Raw genomic sequence first — 21,746 nt, 5'->3', positions numbered from 1 at the left:
AGTTGCCTGCGCGTCACGATCGCCTTCCTACCCAATCCCCGTTACCAGGAGACCCGGATCGGCAAGATTGATCACGACATCACACAGTCCCTAGTGCCGCGGCAGGCCGCCGGTCTCCGGGTCCCTGCCGGTCAGGCAGTACAGGCCGCCGGCCGGGTCGCGCATCACCGTCCAGTGGCGGCCCTCGGCCACGAACTCGGCGCCCAGCCGCTCGTGCCGGGCCCGGGTCTCCCCGATGTCCGCGCAGGCGAGGTCGAGATGCGCGGAGGCCGGCCGCTCGGCGCCCAGACGCTGGAGCAGCAGCCGCAGCGGCAGTCCGTACGGCGGCCTCAGCACATGGAACTCGGGCAGTGACCCGGGCGCTGACTCCCAGTCGTCCAACAGCGAGGTCCAGAAGGCTACTTCGGCGTCGAAGGCCGAGGGCGGCACGTCCAGGCAGAGCTGGTCCAGGCGGCTGCCGTCCACCACGGGCGGCCGGACCGACTCCCCGTTCCAGGGCACCGCGCAGAACAACTGCCCGGCGGGGGAGCGCAGTACGGCCCAGCCCTCGTGCCCGGCGGCCACCGCGGCGCCGAACCGTACCGCCCGCGCGACGAAGTCCTCGACATCCGTCACGGCGAGGTCCGGGTGCGCGCCGCCCTCCCCGGAGGCGACCCCCTGGACCTTCGCACAGGGGTCCGCGCCGTCGGGCAGCAGCGTCGTGAACTCCTTCGACTCACCACGGAATTCGGACAGCCGCGTGTCCGTCACGGCCGTCCAGAAGTCACACGCCCGCTCGAAGCGGTCGGCGGGCCGGTCGGCGAAGGCGTAGGTCCAGCGGATGCTCATGCGCGCGATCGTAGGCGTGAACTCGCCCGGCCGCGGCGGAGTTTCACCCGGCGGGCCGCTGCATGAACCGCAGCATGTTCCCGGCCGGGTCGCGGAAGGCGCAGTCCCGGACGCCGTACGGCATGTCCATGGGCTCCTGGATCACGTCCGCGCCCGCCTCGCGCACCCGCTCGAACAGGGCGTCGCATTCGGTGGTGGTGAAATTGACGCCCCGCAGCAGGCCCTTGGCCAGCAGGTTGGCCATCGCCTCCTTGTCGGCGGCGGAGGCGTCCGGGTCCGCCGCCGGCGGCTCCAGCACGATCTCCACGTCCGGCTGGGCCGGCGAGCTCATCGTCAGCCAGCGCATGCCCTCGTACTCGACGTCGTTCCTGACCTCCAGACCGAGGACGTCCCGGTAGAAGATCAGCGCCTTGTCGTGGTCGTCGACGGCGATGAAACACTGCCTGATTCTGAGGTCCATGCCCTCAAACTAGGCCGGGTGCCGCGCTCACGCACGGCGCGGGCGGGCGTACTTGCGTGCGAAACAGGGCGCGATCACCGCGCTGTCCTCGTGCGAACGCGCCCGGTAGGCGCTCGGCGTCTCGCCCACGAGCTGGGTGAAGCGGGCGCTGAACGAGCCCAGTGAGGTGCAGCCCACCGCCATGCACACCTCGGTCACGGTCAGATCGCCGCGCCGCAGCAGCGCCTTGGCCCGCTCCACGCGCCGGGTCATCAGATAGCCGTAGGGCGTCTCGCCGTACGCCTTGCGGAAGCTGCGCTGGAAGTGACCGGGCGACATCAGCGCGGTCGTCGCGAGCGCCGTGATGTCCAGGGGCTCGGCGTACTCGCGGTCCATGCGGTCCCGCGCCTTGCGCAGCCGGACCAGGTCGTCCCTGTTCACGCCTTCAGGATGGCACGGACCCGGCGGGCCCCGGGAGCGTACGCGAAAGGGCCCGGCCGGTTGTGCCGGCCGGGCCCTTCCCACACTGCTGACGACCCGCGGTGACGCATCGACCGCCGGTCGGCGAGGGGGGTGCCCCTCGTCAGGCCTTCTTGGTCTCCCAGAAGATGTCCGAGATCTGGGCGATCAGGTCCAGAGCCTTCTGACCCGTGGCCGGGTCGGTGGACGCCTTGGCGGCCGAGAGGGCCTTCAGGGCGTCGTTGACCAGCTGGTGCAGCTCCGGGTACTTCTCGAAGTGCGGAGGCTTGAAGTAGTCGCTCCAGAGCACCGAGACATGGTGCTTGGCGAGCTCGGCGCGCTGCTCCTTGATGACCGTGGCACGCGCCTGGAAGTGGGGGTCGTCATTGGCGGCCATCTTCTCCTGCACGGCCTTCACCGACTCCGCCTCGATGCGGGCCTGGGCCGGGTCGTACACACCGCAGGGCAGGTCGCAGTGCGCGCTGACCTTGACCGTGGGGGCAAACAGGCGGGAAAGCATGGAGCAATCCTTCCTCGTGATCGTCTTCTCAGGTGGGACATTACTCCCTGGGAGACCGGTTTTCTCGAGTGCCCCCTAGGGCTTAGGACAAAAGTCCGGGGTCGGACCGAGACTGGTGGAGGAAGAAACCGGGGAGGTGCCGGGTGATGCCGGAGCTGTCGCACGAGACCGAGCGCAGGGGAGCGCTGCCCCTGGGGCTCGCCGAGGTGACCGGGCCGTCGATGGTGCCCACGCTGTACCACGGCGACCGGCTCGTGGTGCACTACGGCGCCCGGATCAGGCCCGGTCATGTGATCGTCCTGCGCCATCCGTTCCAGCAGGACCTGCTGGTGGTCAAGCGGGCCGTGCAGCGCCGCGAGGGCGGCTGGTGGGTGCGCGGCGACAACACCCGCGCGGGCGGGGACAGCACCGACTACGGCGTCGTCCCCGAGGACCTGGTGCTCGGCCGGGTCCGCTTCCGGTACCGGCCGCGCGACCCCGCTCAGCGCGGGGTGCTCCCGGTGCTGGGCTGGGCGCTGTCCGCGGCGCGGCCCGTACTGTCGGTGCGGCCGGCCTCCTGGCGCTTGCGGGCGCGGTAGGCGGCCACGTTGGCACGGGTGGCGCAGCGGTCGGAGCAGTAGCGCCGGGAGCGGTTGGTGGAGGTGTCCAGGTAGGCGTTGCGGCACGGGGCCGCCTCGCACAGTCCCAGCCGGTCGACGCCGTACTCGGTGAGATGGAAGGCCAGTCCCATCGCGGCGATGGCGGCGTAGCCCGCGGTCGCGTTCGAGGGGTGATCGGCCAGATGCAGATGCCACTGCGGGCGGCCGTCGTCGTCACGCAGGTCGTGGCCGGAGATCTGGGGGCTGACCGGGAACTCCAGCAGCAGCGAGTTCAGCAGGTCCACCGCGAGGGTCTCGTCGTCCTCGTCGGCGGCCTCGAACACCGTGCGCAGCCGGGCTCGGACCGAGCGGAACCGTGTCACGTCCGCCTCGGTGGCGCGCCGGGCCGCGGTCTGGTTGCCGCCGAACAGCTCACGGACGGCCTCGACCGAGGTCAGCGTGTCCGTGCCCCGGGCCGGCTCCTCGCTGTTGACGAGGCGTACGGCGTAATCCGAGTAATAGGCCAGTTCCACTTGTAGTCCTTACGAGGGCGTTCTGTCGTCGTGGCGTGCGGTCTGGTAATAGCTGATAACGCTTCCAGGGTATTACGTGCGGGAGTGGGTGGAGGGCACCCATGACGGACACGGGCACCACCGGGGCAAACACCGACCGGCAGGCCTGGCAGCAGAGCTGGGACCGGCAGCAGGAGTGGTACATGCCCGACCGCGAGGAGCGCTTCCGCATCATGCTCGACATGGCCGAGGCGCTCGTCGGTTCCACCCCGCGCGTCCTCGACCTCGCCTGCGGCACCGGCAGCCTCACCGCCCGTCTCCTCGCCCGCTTCCCCGGCGCCACCAGTACCGGCGTCGACCTCCCCCGGCGCTGCCGGCCATCGCCGAGGGCACCTTCGCCGACGACGACCTCAACGACTCCGACTGGATGTCGGCACTGCCCCACGACTCCCACGACGCGATCCTGACGGCCACCGCCCTGCACCGGCTGCACCGCGAGCCCCTGGCGGCCCTCTACGGCCGGCTCGCGGACCTCGTCCGCGACGGCGGTGTCCTCATGAACGCGGACCACATGATCGACGACACGACCCCCCGGATCAACGCGGCCGAACGCGCCCTGTGCCACGGCCGCATGGATCAGGCCAGGACCGCCGGCGCCCTCGACCGGGCCGAGTGGTGGCGGCTCGCCGCGAACGACCCGTCCCCCGCCGGCCCCACCGCCCGCCGCTTCGAGATCTACGGCGACCAAGCAGACGGCGACACCCCGTCGGCCGCGTGGCACGCCAGCGTGCTGCGCGAGAAGGGCTTCGCCGAGGTCCGCCCGGTGTGGTGCTCACCTTCGGACGTGCTGCTGCTGGCGCTGAAGTAGGACGCCGGCCACTACGTCACCGAGCTCGTCCGGACAAGCGCGAGGGGCGGTACGGGAGTTCCGTACCGCCCCTCGTCGTTGCCGGGTCAGAGAACCTTGGACAGGAACGCCTGGGTGCGTTCGTGCTGGGGGTTCGTCAGGACCTCGCGGGGGTCGCCCGACTCGACGACCACGCCGCCGTCCATGAAGACCAGGCTGTCGCCCACCTCGCGGGCGAAGCCCATCTCGTGGGTGACGACGACCATCGTCATGCCGGACTCGGCCAGGTCGCGCATGACGTCGAGGACGTCACCGACCAGCTCCGGGTCGAGGGCCGAGGTCGGCTCGTCGAACAGCATCAGCTTCGGCTCCATGGCGAGCGCGCGGGCGATCGCCACGCGCTGCTGCTGGCCGCCGGAGAGCTGCGAGGGGTAGTTCTTGGCCTTGTCGCCCAGCCCCACCTTCTCCAGCAGCGCCATCGCGCGTTCCTTCGCCTGGCCCTTGCCGGTGCCCTTCACCTGGATCGGCGCCTCCATGACGTTCTCCATGGCCGTCATGTGAGGGAACAGGTTGAACCGCTGGAACACCATGCCGATGTCCCGGCGCTTCAGCGCGACCTCGCTGTCCTTCAGCTCGTAGAGCTTGTCGCCCTTCTGGCGGTAGCCGACCAGCTCGCCGTCTACGTACAGCCGACCGGCGTTGATCTGTTCCAAGTGGTTGATGCACCGCAGGAAGGTGGACTTGCCGGAGCCGGAGGGGCCGATGAGACAGAACACCTCACCCTGCCTGACCTCCAGGTCGATGCCCTTGAGGACCTCGACCGGACCGAAGGACTTGTGGACCCCCTCGGCCTTGACCATGGGCACGGTGGAGTCCCGCACAACTGCGTCCGTCACGCTCAGCTTGTCGGTCATGCCGTGACCCCCTTTCGGCTGGAGAAGGACGTCAGATGCGCACGGACCTTCTGCCACGGGGTGGGCGGCAGCTGGCGGCTCGACCCGCGGGCGTAGTGCCGCTCGACGTAGTACTGGCCGACGCTCAGGATCGAGGTCATGATCAGGTACCAGGCCGCGGCGAGGAAGTACATCTCCACCGTGGAGCCCGCGTTCTGACCGATGTCCTGCGCCTCCTTGAAGAGGTCGGCGAACTGCACCGCCGAGACGAGCGAGGTCGTCTTCAGCATGTTGATGACCTCGTTGCCCGTCGGCGGCACGATCACACGCATCGCCTGCGGGATGACGATCCTGCGGAGCGTCTTGGTGTGGCTCATGCCGAGGGCGTGCGAGGCCTCGGTCTGCCCCTCGTCGACCGAGAGCAGACCGGCACGGCAGATCTCCGCCATGTACGCGGCCTCGTTCAGGCCCAGGCCCAGCAACGCCGTCAGCAGCGGCGTCATGAAGGAGGACCAGTAGTCCTTGTAGATCGGGCCCAGGTTGATGTACTCGAAGACCAGGCCCAGGTTGAACCAGACGAAGAGCTGGACCAGGACCGGGGTGCCGCGGAAGAACCAGATGTAGAACCACGCGATCGACGAGGTCACGGGGTTCTTCGACAGGCGCATCACCGCGAGCAGGATGCCGCCTGCGATACCGATCACCATGGAGAGCACGGTGAGCAGCAGGGTGTTCCAGACGCCGTGCATGATGCGGTCGTCGAAGAAGTACTCGGGGATCGCGCCCCAGTTGATGTTGCCTTGCGCGAAGGCGTAGATGACGGAGCCGAGCAGTGCCAGCGCGACGATCGCCGAGACGTACCGCCCCGGGTGCCGGACCGGGATGGCCTTGATGGCCTCCGGCCCGGCGGGGGGCGTCGCGTCGGGACCGTCCGTCTTGTTGACGTCAACAGTCACGGGTGGTGCCTTTCAGAGCCGAGTCGAACGGTGCCGGCTCACGAACCGCCGTTGATCTTGGACTCGGTGACGGCGCCGTCGGCGACGCCCCACTTCTCGACGATCGCCTTGTACTCGCCGTTGTCGATGATCGCCTGGACCGCGGCCTGCAGCGCGTCACGCAGCTCGGTGTTGTCCTTGGCGACGGCGATGCCGTACGGGCCGGCCTCGACCTGGTCGCCGACGATCTCGAAGTACTTGCCGCCGCCGGCGTTCTTCACGGAGTACGCGGCGATCGGGAAGTCGGCCGAGACGACGTCCGCACCCTTGGAGCGCATACGGGTCTCCGCCTCGGGGTTGGTGGCGAAGTCCTCGATCTTGAGGGCGGCCTTGCCGTCCTTCTTGCACTTCTCCGCCTGCTCCTTGGCGAGGTCGTGCGAGAAGGTGTTGCGCTGCACGGCCATGGTCTTGCCGCACAGGTCGTCCCAGGTCTTGATGCCCTGGGTGGCGCCCTTGTTGGTGTACAGGGAGACGCCCGCCGTGAAGTAGTCGACGAAGTCGACACCGGCGCCGACCTTCTTGCCGGTGTCGCCGTCGATGCCTTCCTGGCGGTCCTTGGTGTCGGTCATGGCCGACATCGCGATGTCGTAGCGCTTGGACGCCAGACCACCGATGAGTGTGTCGAACGTGGCGTTCTCGAACTGGAAGTCCACGCCGAGCTGCTTGCCCATGGCGGCGGCGATGTCCGGGTCGATGCCGACGACCTTGCCGGAGTCGTCCTTGAACTCGACGGGGGCGTAGGCGATGTCCGAGCCGACCTTGATGACACCCTTGTCGCGGAGCGCCTGGGGCAGCTTGTCCGCCAGCGGGGCCGCGCTGGCGGTGCCGTTGTCGGTGGAGTCGGAGTCGTTGTTCTTGGTCTGGTCACCGCAGCCGGTGAGAAGCAGAGCGCCTGCGACCGCGATCGAGCCGACCGCTGCCAGCCGGGAGCGCGTGGCGGTCGTACGACGGGTGGTGCTTGCGGTCATGGTGGGTTCCTCCGGCGGATGGGTGGAGTTGCCGATGGGTCGACGAGAACACACACCTTCGGGTGTCGCGACCTCGTGTGATTACCGCATCTTGCCATTCGGACTGAGCCATTCAGGGGGACGGCAATGTCAAAATCGGATAACGGGGGAACCTCGAACCGGTCCAGTCCGGTACATCACGGCCGGATCTTCTACGGGAATGGTCCGTTCCGGCCGGAAGATCTTCGGTTCGTCCCCGGGTCCGGATGTGTGGATCCCGGGCCTGCGCGGGTTGAGCGGTTGTCCAGGGTTTGTCCAGGGCTTGTACCGATATTCGCGCATGAGTCACGGCACCGGCATGTGACCTTCGCGTTATGGACTCGTCCTCGACGCCGTCCGTCCGGTAAGAAGGTTCTTTACACCCCTCATCCGGGGCCCAGGGCGCGTGTGCGGCGCGCCCGTCGCGTACATGCCCGATGCATCACTCAAGCAAGCGGCGTACGCGGTGCCCGCCCACCCCTCACCGGGAGTGGTCAAACCCTCAACCTTGAATACTTAAGGGGTAAAGAGAAGTGGCAGCGGAGATCGTCAATCCTCGCAGCGACAGTGACGCCACAACGGGTCTGGAGGGCGAGGGCGAGTCCCTCGAAGCCTTCGATCTCGATCCGGCGTTCGCGCTGCACCGCGGCGGCAAGATGGCAGTGCAAGCCACCGTGCCGGTCCGTAACAAGGACGACCTGTCCCTGGCTTACACGCCCGGCGTCGCGAAGGTGTGCACCGCGATCGCCGAGCAGCCGGAACTCGTCAACGACTACACGTGGAAGTCGTCCGTCGTCGCCGTCGTGACCGACGGCACGGCCGTCCTCGGACTCGGTGACATCGGGCCCGAGGCCTCCCTCCCGGTCATGGAGGGCAAGGCCATCCTGTTCAAGCAGTTCGGTGGTGTGGACGCGGTTCCCATCGCCCTGGCCTGCACCGACGTCGACGAGATCGTCGAGACCGTGGTGCGGCTGGCTCCCTCGTTCGGCGGTGTCAACCTCGAGGACATCTCGGCGCCGCGGTGCTTCGAGATCGAGCGGCGGCTCCAGGAGGCGCTGGACATCCCGATCTTCCACGACGACCAGCACGGCACGGCCGTCGTCACGCTGGCCGCGCTGCGGAACGCCGCGCGGCTGAGCGGGCGGGCGCTGGGTGAGCTGCGCGCCGTCATCTCCGGGGCCGGGGCAGCCGGTGTCGCCATCGCCAGGATGCTCATCGAAGCGGGCATCGGGGACGTTGCGGTCGCCGACCGCAAGGGCGTCGTGTCGGCCGACCGGCCGGACCTCACGGACGTCAAGAAGGAGCTGGCCGGGTTCACGAACAAGGCCGGGCTGTCGGGATCGCTGGAAGTCGCGCTCGCGGGTGCCGACGTGTTCATCGGGGTCTCCGGCGGTACCGTGCCGGAGGAGGCCGTGGCCTCCATGGCGCCCGGGGCCTTCGTCTTCGCCATGGCGAACCCGAACCCCGAGGTGCATCCCGATGTCGCCCACAAGTACGCGGCGGTCGTCGCCACGGGGCGGTCGGACTTCCCGAACCAGATCAACAACGTGCTGGCCTTCCCGGGGATCTTCGCGGGTGCGCTCCAGGTGCGGGCGACCCGGATCACCGAGGGCATGAAGCTGGCGGCGGCCGAGGCGTTGGCGTCGGTGGTCGGGGACGATCTGTCCGCGGACTATGTGATCCCGTCGCCCTTCGACGAGCGGGTCGCTCCGGCGGTCACGGCCGCGGTTGCGGCCGCGGCTCGGGCGGAGGGTGTGGCGCGTCGCTGACGTCACTGACGTTGCGCTGACACGTTGTTCGTTCAGCCGAATGGCCCCGTCCTGTGGACGGGGCCATTTTTTTGCCTTCGGGTTCGGCTGGGTGGGTGGTTGTGCCGTGTCTTCGGCGGTCTGCCGGTGGCAACGCCTGCGGTTGGTGGGTGGTGCGGGGCCGGGGCGGGGGGTGTCCGTCCTCGGTCCGCCGATACGGTCCCTTGCGGGGGTTCTGGTGTCTGACGGCGGCCGCTGCGGGCGGACACCCCCCGCCCCGTCCCCTTGCCGCCGTACGCGGCTTCCCGTCGCCCGTCGCCTCGGGCTACGCGCCGCCGCCGCGGGCATGCGTGCCGCCAGGGGCGGCACGGGTGGGCGCTGGGGGTCCCCCCTCCGGGGGCGGCACCTCGTCGCGCCGAGTTGCGCACCGCCCCGTCCTCAGCAACCGCCGGGCGGTACGTCGCTGACGCCGCGCTGCGAAACGCCCTCGCCTCAGCCGTAACGCGGTCGCGTCAACGCCGGGTTGCGAAACCGTTCCGCCCCGCCTCCCCGCGGGCCTCCCTGGCAAGAGGGTGTGTGTCACAGGGGTTCGGCGTTCCAACCTGAGCGTCGGGAACCTATCGTCGGCGGCATGTTCGCTGTCTATGCCGCCAGAATCGATCGCGACGAGCCGCTGAACGGACTCGTCTTGGGGGAGCGCCCGGCCCCGGAGGCACGGCCCGGGTGGGCGACCATCGACGTCAGGGCCGCTTCGCTGAACCACCACGACCTCTGGTCCCTGCGGGGCGTGGGCCTCGCGGAGGACAAGCTGCCGATGATCCTTGGGTGCGACGCCGCCGGTGTGGACGCCGACGGCAACGAGGTCGTGCTGCACTCGGTGATCGGGCAGACCGGGCACGGGGTCGGCCCCAAGGAGCCCCGGTCGATCCTCACCGAGAAATACCAGGGCACCTTCGCCGAGCAGGTCGCCGTGCCGGTGTGGAACGTGCTCCCGAAGCCTAGGGAGCTGTCCTTCGCGGAGGCGGCCTGTCTGCCGACGGCCTGGCTGACCGCGTACCGGATGCTGTTCACCAACGCGGGCGTACGGCCCGGTGACTCCGTGCTGGTGCAGGGCGCCGGCGGCGGGGTCGCCACGGCCGCGATCGTGCTCGGCAAGGCCGCGGGGCTGCGGGTCTTCGCGACCAGCCGGGACGAGGAGAAGCGGAAGCGGGCGCTGGAGCTCGGGGCCGTGGAGGCGGTGGAGCCGGGCGCGCGGCTGCCGCAGCGGGTGGACGCCGTGATCGAGACGGTCGGCGCGGCGACCTGGTCGCACTCGGTGAAGTCGCTGCGGCCCGGCGGCACGATCGTCATCTCCGGGGCGACGAGCGGCGACCGGCCCTCGCACGCCGAGCTGACGCGGATCTTCTTCCTGGAGCTGAAGGTCGTCGGCTCGACCATGGGTACCAAGGACGAGCTGGAGGATCTGCTGGCCTTCTGCGCGGCCACGGGTGTGCGTCCCGTGATCGACGAGGAGCTGCCCATGGACCGGGCCCGGGAAGGGTTCGAGAAGATGGCCTCCGGTGAGTTGTTCGGGAAGGTCGTGTTGACCAACGGCTGACCCTTCTCGGGTGGGTGCGTTTCCGTTCAGGGCGGTTCGGTGTGGGTGCCGGGCCGCCCTTTGGTTTGAGCGGTGCGTCAACTTTGGTTGACAGGAGAGCGTGGGTCAACCTATGTTGACGGTATGGGTGAGGCTACGGATCTTGCCGAGAGGGCTGGTGATCGCGACCCCCGGGTCGGGCTGCGGGCCGTCGCCGCGCTGCGGAAGCTGCTGGAGCAGCTGGAGGCGGTGCAGGTGCGCAGTGCCCGGAACCAGGGCTGGTCGTGGCAGGAGATCGCCGCGGAACTCGGCGTCAGCAAACAGGCCGTGCACAAGAAGTACGGGAGGCGATGATGTTCGAGCGGTTCACGAAGGATGCCCGGGCGGTGGTGGAAGGGGCCGTCGGGCATGCCGAGCGGGTGGGGGCCGCCCGGGTCGAGGAGGAGCACGTACTGCTCGCCCTGCTGGACCGGGAGGGCAGTCGCGGGTCGTTCGCGCTCGGCGCTCTCGGGCTGTCGGGGGAGCGGCGGGCCGCGGTCGCGCGGGAGCTCGAAGCCGTACGGCGGCGGGGCGGACTCTCCCGGGCGGAGCAGGAGGCGCTGTCCGGGCTCGGGATCGATCTCGAGCTGGTGGTGTCGAGGGTCGAAGAGACGCACGGGGAAGGCGTGTTGGGCGCGCGGGGGCGGTGGTCCGGGCGGCGGCCGTTCGGGAAGGGCGCCAGGGAACTGCTCACCCAGACGCTGCGCATCGCCCTCGCCCACCGGGACCGGAGCATCGGGGACGAGCATCTGCTGCTCGCCCTCGTCGCCCGGCCAGGTGTGCCCGCCGAGGTGCTCGCCGATCACGGTGTGACCTACGAGACCGTGGAGCGGGTGCTCTACGGCGGGGCCGCCCAGGCCGGCTGAGAGGTCCGGCCCGGCGGCCGCTCAGCTCTTCGGGGTTCTCAGCAGGGCGTTGATATGGGCTGCCGCCGTGGAGAGATGGCGGCGGGTGTCGCGGAGCTGGTCCGCGGTGACGCCGTGGTCGCGGGCCGCGTCGCGGATCTCGTCACGGAAGCGGTCGAGGAGGCGGTCGAGATCGCGGGCCGGGTCGCCGGTGGGCGGCTCATGGGCCCAGCCGGGCTCCGCGGTGGCCGGGAAGTCCTCCGGGGTGTCGGAGTACTCCGGCTGAGGGGCGGGACGGTGGCTGCCGTTGCGGCCGAAGGGGAAGTCGCGGCCGAACTCGCCGAACTCCTTGGCCAGTTCCGCCAGGCCCTCGCGGACACCGGTGGGCCAGTCGCCGCGGGCGAAGTGGTCCTGCACCTGCTCCTGGACACGGCGGGCGATGCGCTGCACGTCCTCCTGGGCCTGCTCGCGGGCCCGGTCCTGGGCCTCCTTGGCCTGGCGGCGGGCACGCTGGGCCTCCTCGCGGGCGCGGCGGCTCTCGTCCTTGGCGCGCCGGGCCTGCTCCTTCCACTCCTGCTTGACCCTGCGCATCTCCTCCTTGGCGATACGCCAGGCCTCCTGCTCGGAGGGCGGCTCCCCGGGGGCACCCTGGCGGGTCTCGCTCGCCGCGGCCAGCATCTCGCGGCGCAGATCGCCCGCCGCGCCGCGCACGTCGGCCCGGATCTCGGCGGCCAGTTCGGCGACGGACTCGCGGATCTCCAGCTCCAGGTCGGCCAGTTCGCCGCTGCGGTCGGCGAGTTCGGCCCGGCCCGCGTCCGTGATGGCGTACACCTTGCGGCCGCCCTCGGTGGTGTGGGTGACCAGGCCCTCGCTCTCCAGCTTGGCCAGGCGCGGGTAGACGGTGCCCGCCGAGGGGGCGTACAGCCCCTGGAAGCGCTCCTCCAGGAGACGGATCACCTCGTAGCCGTGGCGCGGGGCCTCGTCCAGCAGGTTCAGCAGGTACAGGCGCAGGCGGCCGTGGGCGAAGACGGGGGGCATGTCAGAGCACCTTCTTGTCGGTCGGGCCGTCGGCCTGGTCGGAGGGCGGGGCGGGGGCCTCGGACTGGCCGGCTCCCGTATTGTCCCGCGCGGCGCCCGGTGCGTCGGTCGGTTCGCCCTCCCACGGCCCGTCCTCCGTCGGCGGGCGGCGCAGCAGGGCGATCGAGCCGGAGACCGTGGTGGCCTTCAGCCGGCCGTTGCCCGCGCCGAGGCGGCCGGTGATCCGCTTGGCGCCCCACTGGCCCCGGACATGGAGGTCCTCGAAGGCGTTGGACACGGAGCCGCTCGCGGTGTTGGCCTCCACCTCCGCGTCCGCCGGGTGCGGCAGCCGGATGGCGATCTCGCCGGAGACGCTGGTGAGGTTGATGTCGGTGGGGCGGCTGGTGGCGTCCAGGTCCACCACCATGGAGCCGCTCACCGAGTCGGCCCTGACCGAGGAGCCCGCCTCGACGACGGTCAGATCGCCGGAGACGGAGTTGAAGCGCAGATCGCCGGTGAGGGCCTGGGCCTCCACGCTCCCGGAGACGGTGTCCGCGCGGACCGGGCCCGCGAGGCCCACCAGGGTGGTGTCACCGGTGACGCCCTTGATCTCGGCGCGGCCGTCGACACCGGAGATCACGGCGGCGGCGCCGACCACGCCGACCTCGACACGGGTGCCCGCGGGCACGGCCAGGGACACCACCGCGCTGCGGCGCCAGCCCTTGCGGTCGAGCCACTTCAGGAAGCCTTTCCAGGGCAGGTCCTCGTAGGCGACCGTCAGGGTGCCGTCCTGGTGGGTCACCAGAAGGGGCGGGCCCTCCACGTCGGTCACTTCCAGGCGGGCGGAGTCCTCGTCGGAACCCACGACGTTCACCGTGCCGTTGACGATGCGTACCTGAAGCTCGCGCACGGGCTCGTCGAAGGTGAGTTTCCTCGGCTCGGCGACAGACCACTCGGACATGATGCAGACCTCCTCGACCGGTCGGCCGCCCCCCACGGGTCCGGCCTCTGCCACACAACACGCCATATCGCGTCTTACGTAATTTACGATATATCGCGGGTTCGCAAAGTCAAGACACTCTTTGAGGTGACCGGTCGTCCGCATGGAGGGTGAATTGTCCTAGCGTGTGAGCATGTCGACGGATGAGTCCCGCTTCGCTGTCCGAGCCCCGGCCCCCGGCGCGTTGCTGCTCTGCCGGGCGGATCCCGACTCCGTGGCGCTCGCCGCGCAACTGCTGCGCGAACCCCTGCTCCTCGCCACGGCCGGGGACGGCTGGAGCGTCCTGGTGCCCGAGGGAAAGCCCTGGCTGGACGGCGGTGAACCGGTCGACCGCGTGCTCACCAGCTGGGCCGGAGCCCTTGCTGTCGGCGCTCCCTGGCCCGTGGTCGCGCTGTGGTGGGACGCCGAACATGCCGGCTGCGCCCTCGCCTCCGGCTTCCGCCGCACCGTCGGTTACGCCTGGCTGGCCGACGGCACCCCCGTGGGCGAGCACGAGGACATGCGCACCCTCGCGGCGCGGCTGGGGCTCGACCCCGTACTGGATATGGAGGCGCTCGACCGCCTCACCGAACCGGACGCCGAGGCCGACGCGCTCACCCGGGTCGGCGCTCTCCTCGCGGTCCTCACCCGCGCCGGCGTCGCCCTTCCTCCCGGCCTCGCCCCGGGCGAACCGGCGGACCGGCTGCGCGCGGCGGCCCGCACCCGGCCCGGCGTCCGCCAGATCGACTGGCCCGGCTGGCGGGAGGCCGTCCGCGCGGAACTGGACGTCGTCGAGCGCGGCCCGCTCGGCCCCTACCTCCCCTGGACCGGCGGTCCCGTCGCCCGCACCGTCGCCCTCGCCCATCTCGCGGCCGGGGTCCCCGTGACGCTCTGGGGCCTGCGGCGCCGCAGCGGGGGCTGGGTCGCCGCGGGCGCGCTCCTGCTGGCGCACGGTGCCCTGGGGCTCGCCCGCACCTGCCGGCTCCCGATGGACTGACCGCGCACGAACCGAAGGGGGGCGCCCGCGGGCGCCCCTCACGACCGGGGCACGGACCTACTCGTCGTCCTCGTCGTCCAGCCGCGCCAGCCAGGTGGCCAGCCGCTCCACCGGGACCTCGAAGTCCGGGTTCAGGTCGACGAACGTCCGCAGCTGCTCGGCGAGCCACTCGAAGGTGACCTCCTCCTCGCCGCGCCGCTTCTCGAGTTCTTCGATGCCTCGGTCGGTGAAGTACACGGATGCTCTCCTGGGGCTGGGCCTCGGGCCACGGGTTCTACGCCTTCCAGGTTAAGCGGGCGGCGCCCCCGCCCCGTCCCCCGTGTCCGTACGACCGTCCCGGCCCACGGAATCCGTGTCCGTACGACCGTCACGGCACACCGACCCCGTGTCCGTACGACCGCTCCGGTACACGGAACCCATGCCCTACGACCGTCCCGGCGCACGGAAAAGGCCCGGCCCCGAGTCCTCAGGACTCGGGGCCGGGCCCCTTCGCGGGGGTGCCGGGGCCTACGCCTCGAACACCTCACGCACCAGCTGCTCCTGCTCGGCCTGGTGGCGCTTGGCCGAACCGACCGCCGGGGACGAGCCGTGCGGGCGGGAGATGCGGCGCAGCCGCTCGCCGTGCGGCACGTCCGCGCCGACCGCCAGGTCCAGGTGGTCGATGAGGTTCAGGGCGATGAACGGCCACGCGCCCTGGTTCGCCGGCTCCTCCTGGGCCCACAGGTACTTCTCGGCGTTGGGGTACTTCTTGATCTCCGCCTGGAGCTCGGCACCCGGCAGCGGGTACAGGCGCTCGATGCGGATGATCGCCGTGTCCGTGACACCGCGCTTGACCCGCTCGGCCTCCAGGTCGTAGTAGACCTTGCCCGCGCAGAAGACGACCTTGCGCACGGCCGCCGGGTCCACGGACGCGTCGCCGATGACGGGGCGGAACTGGCCCGTGGTGAACTCCTCCGCCTTCGAGGCCGCGGCCTTCAGGCGCAGCATCGACTTCGGCGTGAAGACCACCAGCGGCTTGTGGTGCGGGTTGTGCACCTGCCACCGCAGGAGGTGGAAGTAGTTCGACGGCGAGGTCGGCATGGCGACCGTCATGTTGTTCTGGGCGCAGAGCTGGAGGAACCGCTCCGGGCGCGCGGACGAGTGGTCCGGGCCCTGGCCCTCGTAGCCGTGCGGGAGGAGCAGGGTGACGCCGGACGTCTGGCCCCACTTCTGCTCCGCCGAGGAGATGAACTCGTCCACGACCGTCTGCGCGCCGTTGACGAAGTCACCGAACTGCGCCTCCCACAGCACCAGCGCGTCCGGGCGGGCCAGCGAGTAGCCGTACTCGAAGCCCATGGCCGCGTATTCGGACAGCAGGGAGTTGTAGACGTTCAGGCGCGCCTGGTCCTCGGAGAGGTACTGCAGCGGCGTGTACTCCTCGCCCGTGCTGCGGTCGATGATGACCGCGTGGCGCTGGCCGAAGGTGCCGCGCTGGGAGTCCTGGCCCGCCAGACGGACCGGGACGCCCTCCAGGAGCAGGGAGCCGAAGGCCAGGGTCTCGCCCATGCCCCAGTCGATCGTGCCGTCCTCGACCATGGCCGCGCGGCGCTGCAGCTGAGGCAGCAGACGCGGGTGGACGGTGATGTGGTCGGGCACGGTGACCTGGGACTCGGCGATCCGCTTGACGACCTCGGAGGAGATCGCGGTCGGGACCGCGACGGGGAAGCCGTCCTGCGGGGCGTGGGACTCGCCGGAGGCCGGCTGCGAGGTGGCCTCGCGGACCTCGGTGAAGACCTTCTCCAGCTGCCCCTGGTAGTCCTGGAGCGCCTGCTCGGCCTCTTCCAGGGTGATGTCGCCGCGACCGATGAGGGACTCGGTGTAGAGCTTGCGCACCGAGCGCTTCTTGTCGATCAGGTCGTACATCAGCGGCTGGGTGAAGGCCGGGTTGTCCGACTCGTTGTGACCGCGGCGGCGGTAGCAGATGAGGTCGATCACGACGTCCTTGTTGAACGCCTGACGGAACTCGAAGGCCAGCCGGGCGACGCGGACGACGGCCTCGGGGTCGTCGCCGTTCACGTGGAAGATCGGGGCCTCGATCATGCGCGCCACGTCCGTGGCGTACATCGACGAACGCGAGGACTCCGGGGCGGCGGTGAAGCCGACCTGGTTGTTGATGACGATGTGGACCGTGCCGCCGGTGCGGTAGCCGCGCAGCTGCGACATGTTCAGGGTCTCGGCCACCACGCCCTGGCCCGCGAAGGCCGCGTCGCCGTGGATCGCCACCGGCAGGACCGTGAAGTCCGTGCCGCCCTTGTTGATGATGTCCTGCTTGGCACGCGCGATGCCCTCCAGGACCGGGTCCACCGCCTCCAGGTGGGAGGGGTTGGCGGCCAGCGAGACCGTGATCTGCTCGCCGTCCAGGCCCGTGAAGGTGCCCTCGGCGCCCAGGTGGTACTTCACGTCGCCGGAGCCGTGCATCGACTTCGGGTCGAGGTTGCCCTCGAACTCGCGGAAGATCTGCGCGTACGACTTGCCGACGATGTTCGCGAGGACGTTCAGGCGGCCGCGGTGGGCCATGCCGATGACGACCTCGTCCAGGCGTGACTCGGCCGCGGAGTCGATCACCGCGTCGAGCAGCGGGATGACGGACTCGCCGCCCTCCAGGGAGAAGCGCTTCTGGCCGACGTACTTCGTCTGCAGGAAGGTCTCGAAGGCTTCCGCCGCGTTCAGCCGGCGCAGGATGCGCAGCTGCTCCTCGCGCTCCACGCGCGCGTGGGGGCGCTCCACCCGGTCCTGGATCCACTTGCGCTGCTTCGGGTCCTGGATGTGCATGAACTCGATGCCGATCGTGCGGCAGTACGAGTCGCGCAGCACACCGAGGATGTCGCGCAGCTTCATCAGGGACTTGCCGGAGAAGCCGCCGACGGCGAACTCGCGCTCCAGGTCCCACAGGGTGAGGCCGTGCTCGGTGATGTCCAGGTCGGGGTGCTTGCGCTGGCGGTACTCCAGCGGGTCGGTGTCGGCCATGACGTGGCCGCGGACCCGGTAGGAGTGGATCAGCTCGAAGACCCGGGCGGCCTTGGTGACGTCGTCGTCGTGGCTGGCGTCGATGTCCTTGAGCCAGCGGACCGGCTCGTAGGGGATGCGCAGCGCCTCGAAGACGTCGTCGTAGAAGCCGTTCTCGCCCAGCAGGAGGTTGGCCACCTGGCGCAGGAACTCGCCGGAGGCGGCGCCCTGGATCACCCGGTGGTCGTAGGTCGACGTGAGCGTCATGACCTTGGAGACACCGAGCTTGTTCAGGGTGTCCTGGGAGGTGCCCTGGAACTCCGCCGGGTAGTCCATGGAGCCGACGCCCATGATCACGGACTGGCTCGGCATCAGACGCGGCACCGAGTGGACGGTGCCGAGGCCGCCGGGGTTGGTCAGGGAGACCGTGACACCGGTGAAGTCGTCCATCGTCAGCTTGTTGTCGCGGGCGCGACGGACGATGTCCTCGTAGGCCTGCCAGAACTCGAAGAAGTTCAGCGTCTCGGCCTTCTTGATCGCCGCGACGACGAGCTGGCGGTCGCCGTTGGGCTTGACCAGGTCGATGGCGAGACCGAGGTTGACGTGCTCCGGCTTGACCAGGGTCGGCTTGCCGTCCTTGACCTGGTAGGACCAGTTCATCGACGGCATCGCCTTGATCGCCTGCACCATCGCGTACCCGATGATGTGCGTGAAGGAGATCTTCCCGCCGCGGGCGCGCTTGAGGTGGTTGTTGATGACGATGCGGTTGTCGAACAGCAGCTTCACCGGGACCGCGCGCACGGAGGTGGCGGTCGGCACGTCCAGCGAGGCGTCCATGTTCTTCACGACGGCGCCGGCGGGGCCGCGCAGCGTCACGAACTCCGGACCGGCCGGGGCCTCGGTCGCCGGGGCGGCCTTCGCGGCCGCCGGCTTCGCGGCCGGGGCGGCCGCAGGCTTCGCCGCGGCGGCCGGCTTCGGAGCCTGGGCCGGGGCCGCGGTGGGCGCCGGGGCGGCGGCCGGCTTCGCGGCCGGCGCGGGCACCGCGGCAGCCGCGGGCGCGGCCGGGGCGGCGGCGGGCGCAGCGGGCGCGGGCGCCGGGGCAGCCTGGGCCGCGGGGGCCCCCGGCTTGTAGTCGGCGAAGAAGTCCCACCAGGCGCGGTCTACCGAATTCGGGTCCTGGAGGTACTGCTGATAGATCTCGTCGACGAGCCACTCATTGGGGCCGAACGCGGCCGCGGGGCTCTTGCCCGCTTGGTCGGTGTCGGTCGAGATGCTCGATGAGTTACTGGGGGACTGTGGCGACACGGCGGCAACCGCCCTCTTCCGCTTCACAAGGTGATGGACAGCGGGAATAAAGGCTACGCCTCCCGGACGGGGAAGGTCAGGCCGGGCCCGTTCATCGTCGCGTAAGTCACATCGGAGACGGTGTTTCGGCGCCGTAAATGGCGGGAAACAAGCGGGGTTCCGGTTGCGTGAGGATGCGTCGATGCAGGTCCGGCGCCTGACCGGCGCGGACCTGTGCCTGATCACACGTGTCCGTCAGTGCGGACGCCCGTGGATCTTGGGACTCCGGTTCGAACCCTACGTCAACTTCCGGCCCGGGGAGTCCCCGGAAGTGTGACAAGAATCCGGCATCCCCGATCGGATTCGGCCACCCCGATCCGGCCCCCGTGCAGATCCACCGCCCAGCGGGCGATCGCCAGGCCCAGACCGGTGCCTCCGTCGCTGCCCGGACCGTGCGGCCGGGTCACCGAACCCCGGTTGAACCGCTCGAAGACCCGGTGCCACTCCGACTTGGGGATGCCCGGCCCCTCGTCCAGCACCTCCAGCTCCAGCGAGTCCGGCAACGCGCCCCGGCGCGCCTTGACCGTGACCCTGCCGTACGGCGGACTGTGCTTGACCGCGTTGTCGATCAGATTGGCCACCACCTGGTGGATCCGCTCCGGGTCCGCGAGCGCGGTCAGCTCCGGCGGCGACACGTCCAGATGCAGATGCACGTCCGCGCGCGTGTGGCTGCCCGAGCCGGACGCGATGCCCGCGCGCGCGGAGGCGACCATGTTCGCCTCCTTCAGCACGCCCGACAGATACGGCCACACCTCGAAACGCCGCATCCTCAGCGGTACGACGCCGTTGTCCAGCCGCGACAGGTCCAGCAGCGTCTCCACCAGCCGGCCGAGGCGCTCCGTCTGCTTCAGCGCCGTCCGCATCGTCTCCGGGTCGGCCCGCGTGACCCCGTCGACGATGTTCTCCAGCACCGCCCGCAGGCCCGCGATCGGCGTGCGCAGCTCGTGCGAGACGTTCGCCACCAGCTCCTTGCGCTGGCGGTCCTGCGCCTCCAGCTCGTCCGCCATCACGTTGATCGCCTGCGCCAGGTCGCCCAGCTCGTCCCGCCGGTTCTCCCGCACCCTGCGCGTGTAGTCGCCGTACGAGATCGACCGCGCGACCTGGTTCATCTCGTCCAGCGGCGACGTCAGCGAGTGCGCCACGAACTGGGTGATCAGCAGCGTGGCGATCATCGAGAAGACCGTGATGAAGCGCAGTTCCGTCTTCGTGTGCACCGCGATCACCGACAGACCGGTGGTGATCAGCACCGAGATGACGACCAGTGCGCCCAGCTTCGTCTTGATCGAGAACGGGCGTACGCCGCCCCACGGCTCTCCGGGGCTCCTCCGCGCGGCCGGCCGCCCCTCGCTCATGGCGTCGGGCTCTCCAGCGCGTAGCCCACGCCGTGGACCGTGCGGATCCGCTCCGCCCCGATCTTCCGGCGCAGCGCCTTGATGTGGCTGTCGACCGTCCTGGTGCCGGAGGCGTCCGCCCAGTCCCAGACCTCCGCGAGCAGCTGCTCGCGGGACAGCACCGCGCGCGGCGTGTTCGCCAGGCATACGAGGAGGTCGAACTCGGTCGGCGTCAGGTGGACGTCCTCGCTGCGCACGCGGACCCTGCGCTGGGCGTGGTCGATCTCCAGCTCGCCGAGGCGCAGGATGCCGCTGCGCGGGGTGGCCGCGGCCAGGGCCGCGCGCTCCACCCTGCGCAGCAGCACGTGCACGCGTGCCGCGAGCTCCCGCATCGAGAACGGCTTCGTCATGTAGTCGTCCGCGCCTACGCCCAGCCCGACCAGCATGTCCGTCTCGTCGTCACGCGCGGTGAGCATCAGCACCGGCACGGGGCGCTGGGCCTGCACCCTGCGGCAGACCTCCAGGCCGTCGAAGCCCGGCAGCATGATGTCGAGGATCAGCAGGTCGGGCTGCCAGGCCTCTGCGGTGTCGACCGCGGACGGGCCGTCGCCGGCGGTTTGCACGAGAAATCCCTCGGCGCGCAGGCGGGCCGCGATGGCGTCGACGATCGTCGCGTCGTCCTCGACCACCAGAACCCGGCGCTGTGCGCCCGGTGCGGCCGCCGCCGTGCCGTTGTCGTGGGAGGTGTGTGTCTGCTCCATCGCCCGCCCCTGAAGTGTGCTTTCCGGAACCAGTGGGGTGATCCCGTGTCTGCGATTGACGCTTGAATGATCCGCGTCAGGGTTGCAGCGTACGGGGAGTCACCGCGGGTTTGCTATCCAGGTCGGACGGCGAGGTGTACGACGTCCGGAACGCCCCGGGCAACGGGGATCTCTTCGGTACGCACTTGCTGGAATCCGGCATTCCACAAGGTTTCTTCAAAAGCCGGGGAGGGTTGGGCGGACCACACCGCCAGTACTCCGCCCGGGAGCAACGCCCTTGCGCAGCTTGCCAGTCCGGTGGGCGAATAGAGGCTGCCGTTCTCCTCGTCCACCGTCCAGCCTGGGCCGTTGTCGATGTCGAGGCAGAGTGCGTCGTACGTGGCGGATGTCTCAATGACGTGTGTCAGGAGGTCGGCCTCGACGATCTGGGTACGAGGGTCTTGGCGTGCCCGGCGGGACAACTCGGCCAGGGGGCCGTGGTGGTGCCAGTCGATGACGGCGGGTTCGCGTTCTACGACGGTGATGCGGCCCCAGTGGGGGTTGGTTGCGGCGTGTGCGAGCGAGAAGCCGACGCCGAGGCCGCCTACCAGCAGGTGGGGGGTGGGGCGGGTGTCCAGCGCGGCCAGGGCCGCGTCGACGAGCCTGCGTTCCGAGCGGCCGTCGGAGGTGTCCATCAGGAAGCAGCCGTTGGCGATGATCTGGAGCAAATTTCCGTGACGGCGCAGCACGACCTCGCCGTACGGGCCCTCGCGGCGGTCGAGTACCTCGGGGGTGTCGTGTGCGCCGGGGATGTCGTAGGAGGTGGGCATCGGTCCATCGTGGCACTTCGGGGGGTGGGGGCCGGGGGATTTTCCGGGGTTGGTGTGGTGTCAAGGGGGGTGTGCTGGGTGGGAGTTGCCACTCGGAGGGGTGGGGGTGGGGGTGCCTGCGGCGGCCTGCTCGCGTCCGGTGGGGGTGGGTGTAGCGCGTTGCGTGGGTGGGGGGTGCGGGGCCGGGGGGGGGGGGGGGGGGGGGCCGGGGCGCCCCCCCCCCCCCGCCCCGGGGGGGGGGGGGGGTGAGGGGGCGGC

21 protein-coding genes and 1 pseudogene are annotated in these 21,746 nt (G+C 70.3%); 7 read left to right on the top strand and 15 right to left on the bottom strand.

Going from position 1 to position 21,746, the window contains the following annotated elements; translation table 11 throughout:
- Positions 1–90 precede the first annotated feature (90 nt).
- The 4 genes from ACFYR0_RS37370 to sodN all read right to left on the bottom strand — a co-directional run bounded on the left by ACFYR0_RS37370 (position 91) and on the right by sodN (position 2,246).
- Entirely contained in the window at positions 91–828 is a 738-nt protein-coding gene (locus tag ACFYR0_RS37370) for a VOC family protein (protein ID WP_389338717.1), read from the bottom strand.
- Between the two features lie 43 nt (positions 829–871).
- Positions 872–1,288, bottom strand: coding sequence for a VOC family protein (locus ACFYR0_RS37365; protein WP_386378811.1), 417 nt, complete (start codon positions 1,286–1,288; stop codon positions 872–874).
- 27 nt (positions 1,289–1,315) lie between these two features.
- Positions 1,316–1,708 (bottom strand): helix-turn-helix transcriptional regulator, encoded by a 393-nt coding sequence (locus ACFYR0_RS37360; RefSeq protein WP_389338713.1) that lies wholly within the window; start codon positions 1,706–1,708, stop codon positions 1,316–1,318.
- Positions 1,709–1,850: 142 nt separating this feature from the next.
- Complete coding sequence (gene sodN, locus ACFYR0_RS37355; RefSeq protein WP_389338710.1) at positions 1,851–2,246, bottom strand: superoxide dismutase, Ni; 396 nt, start codon at positions 2,244–2,246, stop codon at positions 1,851–1,853.
- 146 nt (positions 2,247–2,392) lie between these two features.
- Between sodN and sodX the strand changes: the two genes are divergently transcribed.
- Complete coding sequence (gene sodX / locus ACFYR0_RS37350; RefSeq protein WP_389338707.1) at positions 2,393–2,824, top strand: nickel-type superoxide dismutase maturation protease; 432 nt, start codon at positions 2,393–2,395, stop codon at positions 2,822–2,824.
- Here the strand turns inward: sodX and ACFYR0_RS37345 are convergent.
- A complete protein-coding gene (locus ACFYR0_RS37345) occupies positions 2,728–3,357 on the bottom strand; it encodes a CGNR zinc finger domain-containing protein (protein WP_389338704.1) in 630 nt (209 codons plus the stop codon). The two genes, sodX and ACFYR0_RS37345, sit on opposite strands and share 97 nt — an antisense overlap.
- Before the next feature lie 101 nt (positions 3,358–3,458).
- Between ACFYR0_RS37345 and ACFYR0_RS37340 the strand changes: the two are divergent.
- Positions 3,459–4,204: pseudogene (locus ACFYR0_RS37340) on the top strand (class I SAM-dependent methyltransferase).
- A gap of 86 nt (positions 4,205–4,290) precedes the next feature.
- Here the strand turns inward: ACFYR0_RS37340 and ACFYR0_RS37335 are convergent.
- The 3 genes from ACFYR0_RS37335 to ACFYR0_RS37325 are packed head-to-tail and all read right to left on the bottom strand — an operon-like array spanning position 4,291 to position 7,039.
- A complete protein-coding gene (locus ACFYR0_RS37335; protein ID WP_389338701.1) occupies positions 4,291–5,097 on the bottom strand; it encodes an amino acid ABC transporter ATP-binding protein in 807 nt (268 codons plus the stop codon).
- Entirely contained in the window at positions 5,094–6,032 is a 939-nt protein-coding gene (locus tag ACFYR0_RS37330; protein WP_389338698.1) for an amino acid ABC transporter permease, read from the bottom strand. The genes ACFYR0_RS37335 and ACFYR0_RS37330 overlap by 4 nt, the downstream gene beginning before the upstream one ends.
- A gap of 38 nt (positions 6,033–6,070) precedes the next feature.
- Positions 6,071–7,039: an ABC transporter substrate-binding protein gene (locus tag ACFYR0_RS37325; RefSeq protein WP_389338695.1), complete on the bottom strand. Its 969-nt coding sequence runs from the start codon at positions 7,037–7,039 to the stop codon at positions 6,071–6,073.
- A 551-nt stretch (positions 7,040–7,590) separates the two neighbouring features.
- Between ACFYR0_RS37325 and ACFYR0_RS37320 the strand changes: the two genes are divergently transcribed.
- The 4 genes from ACFYR0_RS37320 (at position 7,591) to ACFYR0_RS37305 (ending at position 11,286) form a co-directional block, all read left to right on the top strand.
- Positions 7,591–8,826, top strand: coding sequence for an NADP-dependent malic enzyme (locus ACFYR0_RS37320; protein WP_389338692.1), 1,236 nt, complete (start codon positions 7,591–7,593; stop codon positions 8,824–8,826).
- A gap of 610 nt (positions 8,827–9,436) precedes the next feature.
- A complete protein-coding gene (locus ACFYR0_RS37315; RefSeq protein WP_389338689.1) occupies positions 9,437–10,402 on the top strand; it encodes a zinc-binding dehydrogenase in 966 nt (321 codons plus the stop codon).
- Positions 10,403–10,525: 123 nt separating this feature from the next.
- Positions 10,526–10,735, top strand: coding sequence for a helix-turn-helix domain-containing protein (locus ACFYR0_RS37310; protein WP_356686468.1), 210 nt, complete (start codon positions 10,526–10,528; stop codon positions 10,733–10,735).
- The gene (locus ACFYR0_RS37305) at positions 10,735–11,286 is read left to right on the top strand and encodes a Clp protease N-terminal domain-containing protein (RefSeq protein WP_389338720.1); all 552 of its coding nucleotides are present in this window, start codon (positions 10,735–10,737) and stop codon (positions 11,284–11,286) included. The genes ACFYR0_RS37310 and ACFYR0_RS37305 overlap by 1 nt, the downstream gene beginning before the upstream one ends.
- Before the next feature lie 21 nt (positions 11,287–11,307).
- Here the strand turns inward: ACFYR0_RS37305 and ACFYR0_RS37300 are convergent, their stop codons facing one another.
- Entirely contained in the window at positions 11,308–12,303 is a 996-nt protein-coding gene (locus ACFYR0_RS37300) for a helix-turn-helix transcriptional regulator (protein ID WP_386378795.1), read from the bottom strand.
- 1 nt (position 12,304) lies between these two features.
- Positions 12,305–13,243: a DUF4097 domain-containing protein gene (locus ACFYR0_RS37295; RefSeq protein ID WP_389338684.1), complete on the bottom strand. Its 939-nt coding sequence runs from the start codon at positions 13,241–13,243 to the stop codon at positions 12,305–12,307.
- A 172-nt stretch (positions 13,244–13,415) separates the two neighbouring features.
- On the opposite strand from ACFYR0_RS37295, the gene ACFYR0_RS37290 reads away from it, so the two are divergent.
- Complete coding sequence (locus ACFYR0_RS37290) at positions 13,416–14,258, top strand: hypothetical protein (protein ID WP_389338681.1); 843 nt, start codon at positions 13,416–13,418, stop codon at positions 14,256–14,258.
- A 57-nt stretch (positions 14,259–14,315) separates the two neighbouring features.
- On the opposite strand, the gene ACFYR0_RS37285 is transcribed toward ACFYR0_RS37290, so the two are convergent.
- From ACFYR0_RS37285 to ACFYR0_RS37265, 5 genes are all read right to left on the bottom strand, one after another.
- Positions 14,316–14,495: a DUF6104 family protein gene (locus ACFYR0_RS37285; RefSeq protein WP_003992906.1), complete on the bottom strand. Its 180-nt coding sequence runs from the start codon at positions 14,493–14,495 to the stop codon at positions 14,316–14,318.
- A gap of 270 nt (positions 14,496–14,765) precedes the next feature.
- Positions 14,766–18,548: a multifunctional oxoglutarate decarboxylase/oxoglutarate dehydrogenase thiamine pyrophosphate-binding subunit/dihydrolipoyllysine-residue succinyltransferase subunit gene (locus ACFYR0_RS37280; protein WP_389338677.1), complete on the bottom strand. Its 3,783-nt coding sequence runs from the start codon at positions 18,546–18,548 to the stop codon at positions 14,766–14,768.
- 281 nt (positions 18,549–18,829) lie between these two features.
- Positions 18,830–19,939, bottom strand: a complete 1,110-nt coding sequence (locus ACFYR0_RS37275) for a sensor histidine kinase (RefSeq protein WP_389338674.1) — start codon at positions 19,937–19,939, stop codon at positions 18,830–18,832.
- Positions 19,936–20,679, bottom strand: a complete 744-nt coding sequence (locus ACFYR0_RS37270) for a response regulator transcription factor (RefSeq protein ID WP_389338671.1) — start codon at positions 20,677–20,679, stop codon at positions 19,936–19,938. The genes ACFYR0_RS37275 and ACFYR0_RS37270 overlap by 4 nt, the downstream gene beginning before the upstream one ends.
- 113 nt (positions 20,680–20,792) lie before the next feature.
- A complete protein-coding gene (locus ACFYR0_RS37265) occupies positions 20,793–21,488 on the bottom strand; it encodes a spermidine synthase (RefSeq protein WP_389338668.1) in 696 nt (231 codons plus the stop codon).
- Between the last annotated feature and the right edge of the window lie 258 nt (positions 21,489–21,746).

The sequence above is a fragment of the Streptomyces sp. NPDC005017 genome, from assembly GCF_042873115.1.
Lineage (GTDB): Bacteria > Actinomycetota > Actinomycetes > Streptomycetales > Streptomycetaceae > Streptomyces.
Note: the sequence above shows the minus strand (reverse complement) of the source record. Positions and strands in the feature narration are given on the sequence as shown.

What these genes read in the sequence shown, in the direction of transcription:
- ACFYR0_RS37365 (WP_386378811.1), bottom strand. Translation starts at nt 1,288, where the DNA reads ATGGACCTCAGAATCAGGCAGTGTTTCATCGCCGTCGACGACCACGAC.
- ACFYR0_RS37265 (WP_389338668.1), bottom strand. Translation starts at nt 21,488, where the DNA reads ATGCCCACCTCCTACGACATCCCCGGCGCACACGACACCCCCGAGGTA.
- ACFYR0_RS37315 (WP_389338689.1), top strand. Translation starts at nt 9,437, where the DNA reads ATGTTCGCTGTCTATGCCGCCAGAATCGATCGCGACGAGCCGCTGAAC.
- ACFYR0_RS37275 (WP_389338674.1), bottom strand. Translation starts at nt 19,939, where the DNA reads ATGAGCGAGGGGCGGCCGGCCGCGCGGAGGAGCCCCGGAGAGCCGTGG.
- ACFYR0_RS37290 (WP_389338681.1), top strand. Translation starts at nt 13,416, where the DNA reads ATGTCGACGGATGAGTCCCGCTTCGCTGTCCGAGCCCCGGCCCCCGGC.
- ACFYR0_RS37325 (WP_389338695.1), bottom strand. Translation starts at nt 7,039, where the DNA reads ATGACCGCAAGCACCACCCGTCGTACGACCGCCACGCGCTCCCGGCTG.
- ACFYR0_RS37335 (WP_389338701.1), bottom strand. Translation starts at nt 5,097, where the DNA reads ATGACCGACAAGCTGAGCGTGACGGACGCAGTTGTGCGGGACTCCACC.
- ACFYR0_RS37300 (WP_386378795.1), bottom strand. Translation starts at nt 12,303, where the DNA reads ATGCCCCCCGTCTTCGCCCACGGCCGCCTGCGCCTGTACCTGCTGAAC.
- sodX (WP_389338707.1), top strand. Translation starts at nt 2,393, where the DNA reads ATGCCGGAGCTGTCGCACGAGACCGAGCGCAGGGGAGCGCTGCCCCTG.
- ACFYR0_RS37310 (WP_356686468.1), top strand. Translation starts at nt 10,526, where the DNA reads ATGGGTGAGGCTACGGATCTTGCCGAGAGGGCTGGTGATCGCGACCCC.
- sodN (WP_389338710.1), bottom strand. Translation starts at nt 2,246, where the DNA reads ATGCTTTCCCGCCTGTTTGCCCCCACGGTCAAGGTCAGCGCGCACTGC.
- ACFYR0_RS37270 (WP_389338671.1), bottom strand. Translation starts at nt 20,679, where the DNA reads ATGGAGCAGACACACACCTCCCACGACAACGGCACGGCGGCGGCCGCA.
- ACFYR0_RS37370 (WP_389338717.1), bottom strand. Translation starts at nt 828, where the DNA reads ATGAGCATCCGCTGGACCTACGCCTTCGCCGACCGGCCCGCCGACCGC.
- ACFYR0_RS37295 (WP_389338684.1), bottom strand. Translation starts at nt 13,243, where the DNA reads ATGTCCGAGTGGTCTGTCGCCGAGCCGAGGAAACTCACCTTCGACGAG.
- ACFYR0_RS37305 (WP_389338720.1), top strand. Translation starts at nt 10,735, where the DNA reads ATGTTCGAGCGGTTCACGAAGGATGCCCGGGCGGTGGTGGAAGGGGCC.